Below are 14,402 nucleotides of genomic sequence, written 5' to 3' on the forward strand. Positions count from 1 at the left end.
AGTAGGCACCGCACTGGTATCTAGGTACCTCATGGGTACCTTCGATGAGCGGCGGATATTCGAAGAATGGGTGGCGGTGCACGGTCGTGACTGCCCGTCCAGGACGGTCATCGAGGTGCTCGCGAACAAGTGGGCGCTTTACGTTCTCGGGGCGATCCGGCGCTACGAGCGGCCGATGCGGTTCAGCGAACTTCGCCGTTTGCTCGACGGGATCACGCAGAAGATGCTGACCCAGACCCTCCGCTCCCTGGAACGGGACGGGCTGATCCGGCGGGACGTCTATCCCACCGTCCCGCCGCGGGTCGAGTACGGGCTCACCCCGCTCGGCGTCGATGTCGGCAGGCTGACGAACGCCGTCGCCGAATGGGCCGTCGAGAACGTCGACCAGATCTTCGCCGCACGCTCCGCTTTCGACGAGAAAGCGTCCGAAGTGGTACGGCCGCTGTGATGCGGGACACAATCGGGTGAGAACCGATTCGGCGGACTCGGCGTCTTGCCGGGTGTGAAGGGAACGGAACCGGACGAAGAGCAGCTCGTCCGCCGCACGGCCAAAGGTGACCGCGCGGCGTTCGAGGAGCTCTACCGCCGCACGTCGCCGTGGCTGGCCGTACGCCTGCGCCGTCGCTGCGCCGACGAGCAGATCGTCGCCGAGGTGATGCAGGAGACCTACCTCGCGGTTTGGCGTGCGGCCGGCGCGTTCGCCGGTTCGGCCGTCGGCGGGAGCGCCGTCGGCTGGTTGTGGACGATCGCCGCGAGGCGGCTCGTCGACGCTTTCCGCCGCCGGGCGAAGCACGCGCTGCCGCTGCCGGTCGCGGAGGCGGCCGTGGCGCCCGCCGCCGAAGACGAGGCGCTGGCCGGTGCGGTCGGCGACCACGTCGGCGACGCGCTGCGCCGGCTCGCTCCCGAACTAAGGCAGGTCTTGCAGGCCATGGTGCTCGACGGGCTGACCGTCCGGGAGACCGCGGTCCTGCTCGGCGTGCCGGAAGGAACCGTCAAAACCCGCGCCAGGCGGGCTCGGATCGCGATGCGGGAGGCGCTGTCGTGAACAAGGAACACGTGTCCGGACAGCTCCTTGCCGGCTATGTCCGAGGGGACGAAGGCTTGGCGGGCGACGAGGTCTGGGCGATCGAAGCCCATCTCGAAACCTGCGCGGAATGCCGGGGGAGGCTGTCCGCGGTCAGCCTGCCCACGGTGTCGGCGCTGGTGGACGACGTCTGGGCGGGGCTGGGCCCGAAACTAGCCGAAACGGGGCCGGGGCGGTCACGGAGCCGGTGGGCCGGGCGGCTGCACACCTGGGTGACGCCGGTGATGCTGCCGTGGCTGGTGATGATCATCCTGCTCCCGGCGACGGGATTCCTCTTGGACTGGGCCAGCTTCACGTGGAGCCGGAACTACTCGTTCGTCCAGCTCTTCTCACCGGTGCTGCCGGTGCTCGGGGTCGCGGTGTCCTGGTCCAAGGGCCTCGATCCCGCTTACGAACTCGTCACTTCCGCGCCGAGGGGCGGGTTCTACCTGCTGCTGCGCCGGACGACGGCTGTCCTCGCCATAGTGCTGCCGATGCAGGTTCTCGCGAGCTGGCTCGGCGGTGATGGCTTCGGGGGGCTCGCTCTCCTGCCGAGCCTGGCCTTCACCACCGGGACACTCGCGCTCGGCGGGCTGATCGGGGTGACCCGCGCGGCGTATGTCCTGGCCGGGATCTGGGTGGTGGTGGTCCTGGCGCCCGCGGTGGCTTCGCAGGGACGAGCCACCGTGCTCGAACCCGACCTGCTTCCGGTTTGGGGCGTGATCTTCGCGCTGACCATGGCCGTGGTGGTGCTCCGCCGGAGCGCCTTCGGCCTGCTCGGCGGATCCGAACGATGAACGAAGGGGAGAACATGATGCGTGCCGTCGGGGCCGCGGAGGTCGCACCCACGACCTACGCGTGGCAAATCGAGGCGGAGGAACTGAAGGTCCGGGTCGGCAAACGCAAGTACGCCGTGAACGGGCTCGACCTGGAACTGGGCACGGGGGTGCACGGTCTGCTCGGCCCGAACGGGGCGGGGAAGACCACGCTGATCCGGGCGCTGGCGACGGTGCTCCGGCCGGCGGAGGGAAGGCTGGCGCTGCTCGGTGAGTCCGTCGGGGGGCTCACCGATCAGCGCCGCCTGCGCCGCCGGATCGGCTATCTGCCGCAGAATTTCGGCTACTACAAGCGCTTCACCGTCCGCGAGTTCGTCGAGTACATCGCGTGGCTCAAGGAAATGTCCAAAGAGGACATCCCGGGAGCGGTGCAGCGTTCGATCGAACGGGTCGGCCTCGCCGATCGCGCCGACGACAAGATGAAGACGCTTTCCGGCGGCATGGTGCGGCGGGTCGGGATCGCCCAGGCGATCGTGAACGACCCCGACCTCCTCCTGCTGGACGAGCCGACCGCCGGACTCGACCCGGCGCAGCGCGTGCGGTTCCGGGAACTCATGCAGGAAATGGGGCGTGACGCCTGCGTCGTCGTCTCGACGCACCTCGTCGAGGACGTCGCCACGGCGTGCACCGACGTCGTCCTGTTCGAAAACGGCAAACTCGTCTTCCAGGGGACCCCGGACGAAATGGCCGCCGCCGGGACCGCGGAGTACGTCGGCGACAGCCCGATCGAGCGCGGCTATTCGGCGCTGCTCGGGCACGAGCCGGGGAGGGGTAACTGGTGAACACGCGGATTCTGCGGATCGAACTCCGCCGTTCCATCGCCCCTTGGGCCACGCTCGCGATCCTCGTCGTCGCGTTCGGATTCCTGTACTCGTTCTCCGGTCCGTGGACGAGATCACCGATCGCGTGGAACGAGCACTGGGTGCCCGCCGCGGAATGGAGCCGGTTCCTGCTGGTGTTCCTGTGGCCGATCGCGATCGGCGCCGGTGTCATCCAGGGGATGCGGGACAGCCGGTCCGGCACGGCCGAACTCATGACCACCCTGCCGCGGCCCGGCTGGCAGCGGGCCGCGAAACTCGCCGGCGCGCTGGGCGGCCTGCTGGTGCTGGGCTACCTGCTGATCTTCGCAGTCGGCGCCGTCCAGGCGATCTTCAACGGCGGGTTCTTCACCTTCGGCTGGCTGCCGATCGTCGTGGTCGGTGTCCTCGGGATGCTCGCGGGCGCCTGGATCGGGCTCGGGATCGGCCGGTTGCTGCCGCATCCGCTGACCGCGCCCGCGGTGGCCGTCGCCGCGTTCGCGGCCGCGATCCTGTTCCAGCTCGCCGCGGGGGAGGGCAGCTTGCTGTCCGGGTTCGTGCCGTTCCGGGTCTCGCTGCTCTCTCCCGCGATGGACGTCGTCGACGATCCGTTCAACACCACCGCAGGCCGGATGGATCTCGGGCAGGTGATCTGGCTCGCCGGACTGGCCGCGACAGGGTTCCTCCTGCTGGCGGTCCGCTCCAAGCGGGCGAAGGCACTCGCCGTCGTCCCCGCGCTGGTGGCGGTCGGGATCGCCTTGCCCGTTCTTCCCGGCACCACGGCCGAAGGGAAGGTCATCGACCCGCACGCGACGGCGATGATCTGCGACGGCCCGGTCTGCGTCCCCCGCATGCTCGAGTCCGAACTGCCCCGTCTCGCCGGGCCGGGCAAGAAGGCGTTGCGGCTGCTGGGAACACTGCCGGACGCGCCGGTCAAGGTCGCGGTACAGGACCGGCGGCTGGGCTACGACGAGGTGCCGCCGCGTGCCGCCGACACCGTCTCCCTGGACCTGCTGGATTGGTCCGTCCGTTCGCTCTTGGTCCCGGAAGACGTGACGCGGGCGCTGGTCGCCGGCGCCGGGACGCCGACCTGCTATTCCGCCCATGGCGTCGACAAGTCCTTTATGGACGAACTCACCGCGCGATCGATCACCTCGAACTGGTTCCTCGGCGAGTGGAAGACGCTGAGCGGTTACTGGAGCGACGAGGTGAAGAACGAAATCGCCCAGAAGCAGGAGACCTTCCGTGCCCTCCCGGCCGACGTGCAGCGAGAGCGGGTCATCGCGGTGCGACAGGCGGGCCTGGCCTGCCGGGGTAACCAGCTCGACATCCTGCTCGGTGGGGCCCGATGAGGTGGGCGGTGCTGTACGCGCGGTCGCGGAGCGTGCCGGCCTCGTTCGCGGCGCTGGTGGTGACCACGGCGGTGATCTGGTTCCTGGCCAGGGACCACTGGTCGATGATCCCGGTTTCCCTGGCGCTCACGGCCGCGGTCGCGGTGATGGCGACCGGGCTGAGCGGACAGGACGCCGATCTCGACCGGACCGCCGCGATCCGGTGGATTCCCCGTCGCGGCCTGCATCTCCTCCTGATCGGCGGCCTCGGTTTCGGCGCCGTGCTCCTGCCCCGGCTGTGGGAGGCGGAGCAGGTGCCGGTGGAGATCCTTACGCGGAACGCGGGCGGACTGCTCGGCCTCGCGGGGATCTCCGCGGTGCTGTTCGGCGGGGCCTTCGGGTGGGCGTTGCCGCTGTTCGTGTTCGTCGTCTCGTTCGTGGTCTGGGCCACCACGTCGGGCACGGACACCGCGCACCTGGCGATCACCTGGCTTCTCCAGCCCGCCGGCGTCCCCGCGGCCACGTGGACCGCCGTGGTACTCGGTGTGGTGGGCCTGGGTACCTACGCGGTCTTCGGTAATCGCCGCTGAAGTGTCATGAAAGGGGCTTTCCTGACGGAATTCGTCAGGAAAGCCCCTTTCATGACATCCGCCGGTCAGACGTTCCGGTTGTGCGGGACGAGGTCGAGCGGGTCGTGGTCCGGGTCGTCGACGCCGAGGCTGATGATCCGCGAGGGGTGGATCCGGATCACCGCGCCGTCGAAATGACCGTCGGCCGTGCGGGCGCCCGTCAGCGCCTCGGCCCGGCCGCGGATCTCGAGGCAGCGGATCCTCGGCGGGTCCTGCGACGGCATGTCGTCCACCACGAACGCGGCCTGCCCGTTGGCGGCCACGTTCCGGAACTTCTTGCTCTTCGCCAGTTCGTAGCCGGTGATGTCGATCGTCCGGGTCTCGGTGTTGTAGGCATAACCGACCGGGCTGACCTGCAGTGTCCCGTCCGGCTGGGCCGTCGCGAGCCGTCCGAGTCCCTGAGTGGCGAGGTAGTCGAGTTCCGCTTCACTGAACATGGAATCCAGTGTGCGACCTCCACTTAGCTGGAGGTCAAGCGAACAGGCCCTCGCCCCAGAAACCGCCTTCACGCACGCCCGGTGGCACGGCGAAATGAGCGGATCCGGTGTGCTGGAGGTACTCCATCATCGCGTCCTTCGACGACAGCGCCTGCTGCATCGGCACGAACTGCTTGCGCGTGTCCCGGTTGAAGGCGAGGAAGAACAGCCCCGCGTCGAGGTGCCCGACACCGTCGGAACCGTCGACGAAGTTGTAGCCGCGCCGCAGGATGCGCGCCCCGTTCAGGTTCTCGTGCGAGGCGAGCCGGACGTGTGAATCCTCCGGGATGAGTTTCTCGCCACCCGCGCCGCCGACGTTGAAGTCGGGCTCGTCGAACTCGGCGGCCTGTCCCAGCGGCGCGCCCGTGCCCTTCGACCGGCCGACGATGCCTTCCTGCCCCCGCAACGATTCCCGGTCCCAGGTCTCGATGTGCATGCGGATCCGGCGGGCCACCAGGAACGACCCGCCCGCCATCCACGGCTGCCCGTCTTCGGCCGTCGCCCACACCTGGTCGCGCAGGACGTCGGCCTCCTCGGCCTTGACGTTGCGCGTCCCGTCCTTGAACCCGAACAGGTTCCGCGGCGTGGACTGCGCCCGCGACGTCGACGAACTGCGGCCGAACCCGAGTTGCGACCAGCGCACCGCGGTGACGCCGAAGCCCAGCCGCACCAGGTTCCGGATCGCGTGCACCGCGACCTGCGGATCGTCCGCGCACGCCTGGATACAGACGTCGCCACCGCTGCGTGCGGGGTCGAGTTTGTCCGCCGGGAACAGAGGGAGGTCGATCAGCGCGGCGGGCCGTTTCGGGGCGAGCCCGAACCGGTCGTCGAACAGCGAAGGGCCGAAACCGATCGTCAGCGTCAGCGACGACGCCGCCAGGTCGAGGGCCTCGCCGGTGTCACTCGGCGGCGCGGCGGGGGCGCCACCGACGGCGCCGCCCGTTCCGACCTCCCGGCCCGCGGTCATCCGCCGTGCGGCGTCCGTCCACGTGCGCAGCAGCTTGACGAGCTTTTCGCGATCCTTCGTCGTCACGTCCAGCGCGACGAAATGCAGGTTCTCCTGGACCGGCGTCACGATCCCGGCCTGGTGCTCGCCGTGGAACTCGACGACGCTCTGCGCGGCCTGTGCCGGGCTGTCCCCGCCGAGCAGCCGGTTCGCCCCGAATCCGGCGGCCGCGCCGGTTCCGACGAGAGCGGCACCCGCTCCCGCCATGCCGAACAGCTTCCGGCGGGAGACCCGGGTGTCCTCCGTCCCGGTCATTGCGCCGCGACCTCCGCGACCTTGCTCAGCGGCTCGCTCAGCGCGTCGACCGCCGACGCGAATTCCTTGATCTGGTCCTGGCTCAGCGCGGTGTACAGCTTGAAACCGTCGCCTTCGCGCTGCTTGTCCAGCAACGCCTGCACATTGCCGAACTCCTTGTCCAAAGTGGACACCAGGGCCGGGTCTTTCGCCTGCAGCAACGGGCGCAGCGAGGCGATCGCGGCCTTCGAACCGTCGAGGTTGCCCTGGAAGTCCGAGAGGTCGGTGTGCGAGAACGCCTCCTCTTCGCCGGTGATCTTGCCGGTGGCGATCTCGTCGAGCAGTTCCTTGGCGCCGTTGGCCAGGTCGAGCGCGTTCAGTTCGATCGCGGCCGACTTGGTGACGAGTTCCTTGACGTCGGCGAGCAGCTGGTCGGCGATCTGGGGCGCGTCGGGCTGCAGCCCGGTCACCCAAAGGTCCTTCTCCAGCCGGTGGAACCCGGTGAACTTCTGACCCGGTTCGAGGTCGGCTTCGCGCGCGTCGATCTTCGGGTCGAGGTCGCCGAACTTCTCGGCCACCGGCTCGACCCGCTCGAAGTAGACGCGGGTCCGGGCGTAGGCGGCCTTCGCCTCGTCGGTCTTGCCCGTCTTCACGAGCGCGACGAATTTGGTGGTCTCCTCGTCGAGCGCCTTGGTGTTGTTCGCGACGTACTCCGCGTAGCTCTTGACCGCCTGCGCCTTCTGCGAGTTCGGGTCGGTCTGCTTCGCACCGCCGCCCGTGACGGTGAAGTCGCCGCGGAGGCCGTTGCCGGTCATCCCCGGCTTGCACGCGGTCTGGTACTTGCCCGCTTCGGCGACCTCGACGATGAGCCGCCGGTTCAGCCCGGGCGCGATGTTCTCGACCTCGCCCATGATCCGGTCGCCCTCGGCGTAGAGGTAGAACTCGGTGACCTTGCTGCCCTTGTTGGTGATTTCGAAGGTCACGTTGCCCGCGCTCGCGGTGTTCACCGAGACGGCGCACGCGCTGTCCGTTGCTTCGACCTTGATCGGGCCGCCTGCCACGGCGGGGGTTTCCTCGCCACCACCGCAGGCGGTGAGCACCAGGGCGCCGACGCCGGCGAGAGCGGCGAGCGGGAATCGACGGGACACGGTGGTCACTCCTTAACCGCGGCCGCGACGGGAGCCGTCGCGGCCTTCTTCTTGGGCCTGAGGAAAAGCGGCAGCACGATCGCCACGTACGCGACCCACGCGACGGCCTGCAGGACCGTCGTCTGCTGCGAATAGTTGAAGATCCCCTTGAGCAGCGCGCCGTACCAGCTGGTCTCCGGCAGGACGGCCGACGCGTCGAAAGCGAGCGTGGTCAGACCGGGGAGGAAGGCGGCTTCCTGCAGGTCGTGCAGGCCGTAGCCGAGGACGCCCGCCGCGACGAACACCAGCAGGACGCCGGTGATCGTGAAGAACCTGCCGAGGTCGAACCGGACGGCGCCGCGGTAGATCAGATACGCCAGCACGACCGCGGTGAGGATGCCCGCGGTGAAACCGATCAGCGGTTCGGTCGTCCCGCCCTGGGCGGTCTGCACGGTCGAGTAGAAGAACACCGCCGTTTCCAGGCCTTCGCGGCCGACGGCGAAGAACGACAGGACGAGGACGGCGACCGGGCCCACGTTGAGCGCTTCGTCCAGCTTCCCGCGCAGCTCGGCGGCGATCGTCCTCGACGCCTTGCGCATCCAGAAGATCATCGCCGTCACGAAACCGACCGCGACGATCGACAGGGTGCCGCCGAGCAGTTCCTGCTGCTCGAAGGACAGCTGAGCGGTGGAGTAGGTGAGGATCGCGCCGATCCCGACCGACAGCAGGACGGCGACGCCGACACCGAGCCACACCCAGCGCAGCGCGTGCTTCCGATCGGTCTTGACCAGGAACGCGACGAGGATGCTGACGACGAGGGCGGCCTCCAGACCTTCACGCAGGCCGATGAGCGCACTCGCGAACCACACGTCGTTCTCCCTGGTCGTCCTGACTGAACCCCCTGGTTTTAGGTAAGCCTTGCCTGAAAGTCCAGCTCGGCCGGGTGGTGGCGAATGTGGACGAACCGCTTGAACAGACCTTGATCGGACGGGCGCGCGGAAAGCATCCGCAGGTCAGCGCGCACCGCGCGGATCACATAACGAATCGGCGCCACGATCGCCGGTTTACCGTCCGCTGACCTGCTCCTCCGAATGGGTCATCCCCCGGCAGTGTGGCGAAGTAACCTGACCGGGTGGCCGAAACCGCCCAGTCGAGCATCGACGCCCCGGAGCATCCAGCGCGCCCTCTGCCGCCGTACGTCCCCAGGCTCGCTTTCGCGGGCGGGCTCGTGCTGACCGGTGTGGTGCTGATCATGACCGTCGGGATGAACCGGCCGGGTGGGGACGAGCCGCCCCCTCCGGCGCAACCGCAGCCCGCGCTCGCGGTTCCCGACCAGAAGCCGCAGCCGGGGGTGGCGACGCCGCGAGCCGGGCTCGCCGCGCCGCCCGACCGGCCCACCGTTTCCGACGCGGCCGAACTCGAGACCTGGGCGAACCGGGTGGCCGCGAAGACGCGGCTGTCCGCCACCGATCTGTCCGCTTACGGCCGGGCGGAGATGTGGCTTCGGCGGCAGAAGCCGGGTTGTCACCTCTCTTGGGCGACCCTCGCCGGTATCTCCCACGTCGAGACGGCGCAGGGCAGGCCCGGCCCGATCACGCTCACGCCCGACATCTGGGCCAAGCACGCTGTCCGGGCCACCAGCGACGGGAAGCCGCCGGATCCGAAGAACCTCGATGACGCCGCCTTCGCCACCGCCCGCTACCTGTGCGCCGCCGGCGACGACGTCGCCACCCCGGAGGGATGGTGGAAGTCGATGCGGATGTTCAACCCCGCCGTTCCGTACGCCCAGGAGGTCTTCAGCGCGGCCGACGCCTACGCGGACGCCAGCGTCGCGCCCTGATCCTCGAGCACCAGGCCGAAGTTGAGCGCGGTCGCCATCCGGTAGGCGTCGCCCGCCGCGACGACCAGCTGCGCCATCGGGTCGACGACGTTCCCCGCCGCCCAGACGCCGTCCACGTTCGTCCGGCCCTGCGCGTCCACCGCGACGAAACCGTCTTCGGTGCGCGCGCAGCCGAGCTGGGCGAGCAGCCGGTCGTGCGGGACGAACTTCGGGCCGACGAACACGACGTCGCGTTCGACGAGGTCGCCGTCGACGAGCCGGACCCCGGCCAGCCGGTCGTTTTCGACGGCGAGCTCGGACACCTTCCCGTCGACGATCCGGATGCCCAGTCCGGTCAGCTTCGCCCGGTCGTCCGCCGAGATCTCCTGGGTGTGTGCGAAGAACGTCAGGTCCTTGCTCCACTGCCAGACGATCAGCGCCTGGTGGACCGACTTCTCGGAGGTGGCGAGCACGCCGAAGCGCTGATCGCGCACTTCCCAGCCGTGGCAGTACGGGCAGTGCAGCACGTCGGTGCCGAACCGCTCCGCGACGCCGGGGACGTCCGGCAGTTCGTCGGCCAGCCCGGTGGTCATCACGATCCGGCGCCCGCTGACGACCCGGCCGCTCGCCAGCTCCACCGCTTTGTCGTGCCGCAGCCGGTGGACGACGTCGTCGATGAGTTCCACGCCGTATCCGCGTACTTCGTCACGGCCTATGCCCAGGAGTTCTTTGGGCGGGATGCCGTCCCTGGTCAGGAAACCTTGCGCGTGCGCGGCGGGCGCGTTGCGCGGCGTGCCGCCGTCGATCACGGCGACCTTCCGCCGCGCCCTGCCCAGTACCAAGGCCGCGCTGAGGCCCGCGACACCACCGCCGATGATCACCACGTCGAATTCGTTGCTCATGGTCCCGAGCATCCGACTTCCGTCGAAATCTGGCAAAGTTCATTGCCGGTTTGGCAAACTGGGGGCATGCAGGACATCGAACGGCGGCTCGCCGAGGTCGGCCCGAAGCTCAAGCAGCTCCGCAAGGAACGCGGCACCACCCTCTCCGCGCTCTCGGAGGCGACGGGGATCTCCGCCAGTACGCTTTCGCGGCTCGAATCGGGCACCCGGAAGGCCACCCTGGAGCTGCTGCTGACGCTGTCGGAGGCGCACAAGGTCCCGCTCGACGAACTGGTCGGCGAACCCGAGCCGTCCGATCCGCGGGTCCGGATGAAACCGCAGAAGTTCGGCAGGTTCACCGCCTGGTCGCTGAGCGCGCAGCCCGGTCAGCCGCAGGCGTTCAAACTGCTGATCCCGGTCGAGAACATCGAACCGGTGCAACGGACACACGAGGGCTACGAGTGGATGTACGTCCTCAGTGGACGGTTGCGGGCGGTGCTCGGCGACCGTGACTTCACGATGGGTCCGGGCGAGGCCGCCGAATTCGACACGCGGGTGCCGCATTGGTTCGGAAGCGCGGGACCGGGGCCGGTGGAACTGCTGGTGCTGTTCGGCAAGCAGGGTGAGCGGGCCCACCTGCGGGCCAAGTCCACCTGAGAGCCCGGGTCAGTCGCGCAACGCGATCCGCGCGCTGACCTCGCTGATCGCCTCCAGGTACTCCGGGATCGGGTGCATCGCCGACGCGATCCGCATCTGCGCGAGCGCCTCGGTCAACCGGCCGAGGCGCTGGAGGGTCCGCCCCAAGACGAACCGGGCGTAATGATCGGTGGGGTCCAGCTCCAGCACCCGGGTGAAGGCGCGTTCGGCCCGTCGCAACTGTGCGGAGTGGAAGTACGCGCGGCCCGCCAGCAGTTGCACGCTCGGTTTGTCGGTTTCCTCCTCCAGCAACGGTTGGAGGGCCTTGAGGGCGTCGAGCGGCCTGCGGCTTTCGACCAGGGCCTCGGCCTGTCGGAAGGCACGGAACCGCGATTCGCCGGACGAGTCCGGACCGGGTTCTGGGGCGGGTTCGGCATCCATCATGGTCCGCTCCACGATACCCCTGGGCAGGGCCGTTCACGAGGAGCTGAAACGGTCATGGTGGACTGTCTTGCCATGAGCAGTGCCGAAGAGGACAGGCCCGAATACCTCGGTCTCGCGCCGTACCTCTACTACGCCGACGCGACCGAAGCGGTCGCGTGGCTGGTCAGAGTGTTCGGGTTCACCGAGGAGGTGCGCTTCGCCGACGCCTCCGGTGAGGTGTTCCAGGCCACCCTGTGCGCCGGTCCGGCGAAGATCCAGCTGGCCGGGGTCGGTCCCGAATACTGGGCGGCCAAGGGCGTCGACGGCCCTGTCGGGCAGCTGAACATCGTCTACGTCCCCGACGCCGACGCGCAGTACGAGCGGGTCCGCGCCGCGCTGGGCGACGACGCCGACCTCGACGCGCCGCAGGATCAGCCCTACGGTGCCCGCGTGTTCACCGTCTCCGACATCGGCGGCAACAGCTGGACCTTCTGGCAGCAGTTCTCCGACACCGTCGAGTTGCCGTCGGGCTGGCGGGAAGTCCGCGCAGGTGAACCAGTCGCCGAGTAGGTCCTGTGTGGCGCGTGCCTCCAACGGGTGAACCGTGCCGACGGCTAGGCTGGGGCCGGTCACCGCAGGCACAACCCACATGAGGAGCATGGCGTGGCGCTCATCGAGCAGGTAGGCGCTCGCGAGATTCTTGACTCGCGAGGCAACCCGACGGTCGAAGTGGAGGTGGCTCTCGACGACGGCACGCTGGCGCGGGCCGCGGTCCCCTCGGGTGCGTCCACCGGCGAACACGAAGCCGTCGAGCTGCGTGACGGCGACACCGGCCGGTACAACGGCAAGGGTGTCGAGCGCGCGGTCGCGGCCGTCCTGGACGAAATCGGCCCGGATCTGGTCGGCACCGACGCCGTGGACCAGCGCATCGTCGACCAGAAGCTGGTCGATCTCGACGGCACCCCGGACAAGGGCCGCCTCGGCGCGAACGCCATCCTCGGTGTGTCGCTCGCCGTCGCGAAGGCCGCCGCCGATTCGGCCGAACTGGAACTGTTCCGCTACCTCGGCGGGCCGAACGCGCACGTGCTGCCGGTGCCGATGCTGAACATCCTCAACGGTGGCGCGCACGCCGACACCGATGTGGACATCCAGGAGTTCATGATCGCGCCGATCGGCGCCGAGTCGTTCCGCGAGGCCCTGCGCTGGGGCACCGAGGTCTACCACTCGCTGAAGTCGGTCCTGAAGGGCCGCGGCCTGGCGACCGGCCTCGGCGACGAAGGCGGCTTCGCGCCCAGCCTGAAGAACAACCGCGAGGCGCTCGACCTGATCCTTCAGGCGATCGAGAAGGCCGGGTACGCCCCGGGCCGCGACATCGCGCTCGCGCTCGACGTCGCCGCGACGGAGTTCTACTCCGACGGCGCGTACACCTTCGAAGGCGCGAAGAAGAGCGCCGAGCAGATGTCGGCCTACTACGCCGAACTGCTGCGCGACTACCCGCTCGTGTCCATCGAGGACCCGCTGAGCGAGGACGACTGGGACGGCTGGGTCCAGCTGACCGCCGAGGTCGGCGAGAAGGTCCAGATCGTCGGCGACGACCTGTTCGTCACCAACCCGGACCGCCTCGAAGAGGGCATCACCCGCCGCGCCGCCAACGCGCTGCTGGTGAAGGTCAACCAGATCGGCACGCTGTCGGAGACCCTCGACGCGATCTCGCTGGCCACCTCGTACGGCTACAAGTCGATGATGAGCCACCGGTCCGGCGAGACCGAGGACACCTTCATCGCGGACCTCGCCGTCGCGACCGGTGTCGGCCAGATCAAGACCGGCGCCCCGGCGCGCGGCGAGCGGATCGCCAAGTACAACCAGCTGCTCCGGATCGAGGAAACCCTCGCCGACGCGGCGCGCTACGCTGGCGACCTGGCATTTCCCCGGTTCAGCGCCGAGGGATAACGAGCTATGGCGGACCGGGGGAGGGCGCGGACCCGTCGTAACGGGCGCGCGGAAGGCGGTGGCTCCGGCAGGGGCCGCCGTCCGGAGCGCGCCCGCCGTACGACGACGACGGAGGTCCGCGCCCGAACCCGGCTGCGCCGCAGCCTGGCGGCGAAACGGGCATCGGGTGCCGCGAAGGTGCTCGGCATGTCCACCACCCGCCGGGCCGCGGTGGTGGCGATCGTGGTGTGTGCGCTCGCGTTCACCATCGCCGTTCCGCTGCGCACGTACCTCAGCCAGAAGTCCGAGGTGACCGAGCAGCAGCAGCTGCAGTCCGAGCTGCAGCGGAGCGTCGCCCAGCTGGAAGGCCGCAAGGCCGAGCTGAGCGACCCCGCGCAGATCGAGGCGGAGGCGCGTAAACGCTTCGGTTTCGTGAAGCCCGGCGAGACGCCGTACATCGTGCAGCTTCCCGAGGACAAGGCGCCCGAGCAGGGGCAGCCGCAAGGCCAGCAGCCGGTGCCCGCGGGCTCCTGGTACGAGAAGCTGTGGGATCAGGTCGCGGGCGACTGAAGCTCTCCCTTTAGCCTTATGGGCGTGAACAGCACGGAAAAGTCTTCATACGACCCTGTGACCGACGCCGACCGCGAGATCATCGCGGAACAGCTCGGCCGGGTACCCCGTGCGCTGCGTGCCGTCGCCGCGCGCTGCCCGAGCGGTCACCCGTCGGTCGTGCAGACGAGCCCCCGCCTCGACGACGGCACCCCCTTCCCGACGCTCTACTACTTGACCTGCCCGAAGCTGACCTCGATGGTCGGCACGCTCGAGGCGTCCGGGCTGATGAAGGAGATGACCGACCGGCTCGCGGAGGACCCCGAGCTGGCGGCCGCCTACCAGCGGACCCACGAGAGCTACCTCGCCGAACGCGACGCCATCGATTCGCTCGGGCACGAGGTCAGCGCGGGCGGGATGCCCGGCCGCGTCAAATGCCTGCACGTCCACCTGGCGCACACGCTCGCCGTCGGCCCCGGGGTGAACCCGTTCGGGGACGAAACCCTCGCGCTGCTCAAAGCGAACGGCTGGCCGTCGGGTGACTGCCAGGGGTAACACCGGCCCCTGCTGTACAGATAGTTCCTCCAGGTGGGTTAATTCACCCGTTGTCGACCAACTGGTACTCCCCTATGGGGTGAAACCGGTCACCGCATGCGGCAGGCTGTG

19 protein-coding genes are annotated in these 14,402 nt (G+C 69.1%); 12 read left to right on the top strand and 7 right to left on the bottom strand.

Annotated features, from left to right (window positions below):
- The first annotated feature begins 31 nt into the window (after nt 1-31).
- Genes ACLJPX_RS13890 through ACLJPX_RS13915 form a run of 6 tightly spaced genes read left to right on the top strand, consistent with a single transcriptional unit; the run spans nt 32 to nt 4,617 of the window.
- Entirely contained in the window at nt 32-448 is a 417-nt protein-coding gene (locus tag ACLJPX_RS13890; protein ID WP_410600438.1) for a winged helix-turn-helix transcriptional regulator, read from the top strand.
- Nucleotides 449-502: 54 nt separating this feature from the next.
- Nucleotides 503-1,045, top strand: coding sequence for a sigma-70 family RNA polymerase sigma factor (locus ACLJPX_RS13895; protein WP_184895647.1), 543 nt, complete (start codon nt 503-505; stop codon nt 1,043-1,045).
- Nucleotides 1,042-1,860, top strand: coding sequence for a zf-HC2 domain-containing protein (locus ACLJPX_RS13900; RefSeq protein ID WP_410600439.1), 819 nt, complete (start codon nt 1,042-1,044; stop codon nt 1,858-1,860). Before ACLJPX_RS13895 ends, ACLJPX_RS13900 begins: the two co-directional genes overlap by 4 nt.
- Before the next feature lie 17 nt (nt 1,861-1,877).
- Entirely contained in the window at nt 1,878-2,681 is an 804-nt protein-coding gene (locus ACLJPX_RS13905; protein WP_410600744.1) for an ABC transporter ATP-binding protein, read from the top strand.
- Nucleotides 2,678-4,048 (top strand): hypothetical protein, encoded by a 1,371-nt coding sequence (locus ACLJPX_RS13910; RefSeq protein WP_410600440.1) that lies wholly within the window; start codon nt 2,678-2,680, stop codon nt 4,046-4,048. Before ACLJPX_RS13905 ends, ACLJPX_RS13910 begins: the two co-directional genes overlap by 4 nt.
- A complete protein-coding gene (locus tag ACLJPX_RS13915; RefSeq protein ID WP_410600441.1) occupies nt 4,045-4,617 on the top strand; it encodes a hypothetical protein in 573 nt (190 codons plus the stop codon). Before ACLJPX_RS13910 ends, ACLJPX_RS13915 begins: the two co-directional genes overlap by 4 nt.
- A 65-nt stretch (nt 4,618-4,682) precedes the next feature.
- On the opposite strand, the gene ACLJPX_RS13920 is transcribed toward ACLJPX_RS13915, so the two are convergent.
- From ACLJPX_RS13920 to ACLJPX_RS13940, 5 genes are read right to left on the bottom strand one after another with little or no spacing between them, the layout of a single operon-like run.
- On the bottom strand, nt 4,683-5,093 hold the full coding sequence (locus ACLJPX_RS13920; protein WP_101610599.1) for a PPOX class F420-dependent oxidoreductase: 411 nt from the start codon (nt 5,091-5,093) through the stop codon (nt 4,683-4,685).
- A 34-nt stretch (nt 5,094-5,127) separates the two neighbouring features.
- On the bottom strand, nt 5,128-6,393 hold the full coding sequence (gene efeB, locus ACLJPX_RS13925) for an iron uptake transporter deferrochelatase/peroxidase subunit (protein ID WP_410600442.1): 1,266 nt from the start codon (nt 6,391-6,393) through the stop codon (nt 5,128-5,130).
- Nucleotides 6,390-7,520 (bottom strand): iron uptake system protein EfeO, encoded by a 1,131-nt coding sequence (gene efeO / locus ACLJPX_RS13930; RefSeq protein ID WP_410600443.1) that lies wholly within the window; start codon nt 7,518-7,520, stop codon nt 6,390-6,392. Before efeO ends, efeB begins: the two co-directional genes overlap by 4 nt.
- A 5-nt stretch (nt 7,521-7,525) precedes the next feature.
- Nucleotides 7,526-8,368, bottom strand: a complete 843-nt coding sequence (gene efeU, locus ACLJPX_RS13935) for an iron uptake transporter permease EfeU (RefSeq protein WP_410600444.1) — start codon at nt 8,366-8,368, stop codon at nt 7,526-7,528.
- Between the two features lie 38 nt (nt 8,369-8,406).
- Entirely contained in the window at nt 8,407-8,553 is a 147-nt protein-coding gene (locus tag ACLJPX_RS13940) for a hypothetical protein (protein WP_410600445.1), read from the bottom strand.
- Between the two features lie 78 nt (nt 8,554-8,631).
- Here ACLJPX_RS13940 and ACLJPX_RS13945 point away from each other — a divergent pair, with 78 nt between their 5' ends.
- The gene (locus ACLJPX_RS13945; RefSeq protein WP_410600446.1) at nt 8,632-9,339 is read left to right on the top strand and encodes a murein transglycosylase; all 708 of its coding nucleotides are present in this window, start codon (nt 8,632-8,634) and stop codon (nt 9,337-9,339) included.
- On the opposite strand, the gene ACLJPX_RS13950 is transcribed toward ACLJPX_RS13945, so the two are convergent.
- The gene (locus tag ACLJPX_RS13950) at nt 9,312-10,232 is read right to left on the bottom strand and encodes an NAD(P)/FAD-dependent oxidoreductase (protein ID WP_410600447.1); all 921 of its coding nucleotides are present in this window, start codon (nt 10,230-10,232) and stop codon (nt 9,312-9,314) included. The genes ACLJPX_RS13945 and ACLJPX_RS13950 overlap by 28 nt on opposite strands.
- A gap of 54 nt (nt 10,233-10,286) precedes the next feature.
- Between ACLJPX_RS13950 and ACLJPX_RS13955 the strand changes: the two genes are divergently transcribed.
- Complete coding sequence (locus tag ACLJPX_RS13955; protein ID WP_101610594.1) at nt 10,287-10,856, top strand: helix-turn-helix domain-containing protein; 570 nt, start codon at nt 10,287-10,289, stop codon at nt 10,854-10,856.
- Nucleotides 10,857-10,865: 9 nt separating this feature from the next.
- Here ACLJPX_RS13955 and ACLJPX_RS13960 read toward each other — a convergent pair whose 3' ends face one another.
- Nucleotides 10,866-11,279, bottom strand: coding sequence for a tetratricopeptide repeat protein (locus ACLJPX_RS13960; protein ID WP_184895625.1), 414 nt, complete (start codon nt 11,277-11,279; stop codon nt 10,866-10,868).
- Nucleotides 11,280-11,351: 72 nt separating this feature from the next.
- Here ACLJPX_RS13960 and ACLJPX_RS13965 point away from each other — a divergent pair, with 72 nt between their 5' ends.
- The 4 genes from ACLJPX_RS13965 (at nt 11,352) to ACLJPX_RS13980 (ending at nt 14,291) form a co-directional block, all read left to right on the top strand.
- A complete protein-coding gene (locus ACLJPX_RS13965) occupies nt 11,352-11,828 on the top strand; it encodes a VOC family protein (RefSeq protein ID WP_410600448.1) in 477 nt (158 codons plus the stop codon).
- Nucleotides 11,829-11,921: 93 nt separating this feature from the next.
- Nucleotides 11,922-13,208, top strand: coding sequence for a phosphopyruvate hydratase (gene eno, locus ACLJPX_RS13970; RefSeq protein ID WP_101610592.1), 1,287 nt, complete (start codon nt 11,922-11,924; stop codon nt 13,206-13,208).
- Nucleotides 13,209-13,394: 186 nt separating this feature from the next.
- On the top strand, nt 13,395-13,757 hold the full coding sequence (locus ACLJPX_RS13975; RefSeq protein ID WP_101610591.1) for an FtsB family cell division protein: 363 nt from the start codon (nt 13,395-13,397) through the stop codon (nt 13,755-13,757).
- 18 nt (nt 13,758-13,775) lie between these two features.
- The gene (locus tag ACLJPX_RS13980) at nt 13,776-14,291 is read left to right on the top strand and encodes a DUF501 domain-containing protein (protein ID WP_369862179.1); all 516 of its coding nucleotides are present in this window, start codon (nt 13,776-13,778) and stop codon (nt 14,289-14,291) included.
- Nucleotides 14,292-14,402: the final 111 nt, after the last annotated feature.

The organism is Amycolatopsis sp. lyj-90, from assembly GCF_046549035.1.
Classification (GTDB): Bacteria; Actinomycetota; Actinomycetes; order Mycobacteriales; family Pseudonocardiaceae; genus Amycolatopsis.

What these genes read in the sequence shown, in the direction of transcription:
- ACLJPX_RS13915 (WP_410600441.1), top strand. Translation starts at nt 4,045, where the DNA reads ATGAGGTGGGCGGTGCTGTACGCGCGGTCGCGGAGCGTGCCGGCCTCG.
- ACLJPX_RS13955 (WP_101610594.1), top strand. Translation starts at nt 10,287, where the DNA reads ATGCAGGACATCGAACGGCGGCTCGCCGAGGTCGGCCCGAAGCTCAAG.
- ACLJPX_RS13950 (WP_410600447.1), bottom strand. Translation starts at nt 10,232, where the DNA reads ATGCTCGGGACCATGAGCAACGAATTCGACGTGGTGATCATCGGCGGT.
- ACLJPX_RS13960 (WP_184895625.1), bottom strand. Translation starts at nt 11,279, where the DNA reads ATGATGGATGCCGAACCCGCCCCAGAACCCGGTCCGGACTCGTCCGGC.
- ACLJPX_RS13905 (WP_410600744.1), top strand. Translation starts at nt 1,878, where the DNA reads ATGCGTGCCGTCGGGGCCGCGGAGGTCGCACCCACGACCTACGCGTGG.
- efeB (WP_410600442.1), bottom strand. Translation starts at nt 6,393, where the DNA reads ATGACCGGGACGGAGGACACCCGGGTCTCCCGCCGGAAGCTGTTCGGC.
- ACLJPX_RS13890 (WP_410600438.1), top strand. Translation starts at nt 32, where the DNA reads ATGGGTACCTTCGATGAGCGGCGGATATTCGAAGAATGGGTGGCGGTG.
- ACLJPX_RS13965 (WP_410600448.1), top strand. Translation starts at nt 11,352, where the DNA reads ATGAGCAGTGCCGAAGAGGACAGGCCCGAATACCTCGGTCTCGCGCCG.
- ACLJPX_RS13980 (WP_369862179.1), top strand. Translation starts at nt 13,776, where the DNA reads ATGGGCGTGAACAGCACGGAAAAGTCTTCATACGACCCTGTGACCGAC.
- ACLJPX_RS13975 (WP_101610591.1), top strand. Translation starts at nt 13,395, where the DNA reads ATGTCCACCACCCGCCGGGCCGCGGTGGTGGCGATCGTGGTGTGTGCG.
- ACLJPX_RS13920 (WP_101610599.1), bottom strand. Translation starts at nt 5,093, where the DNA reads ATGTTCAGTGAAGCGGAACTCGACTACCTCGCCACTCAGGGACTCGGA.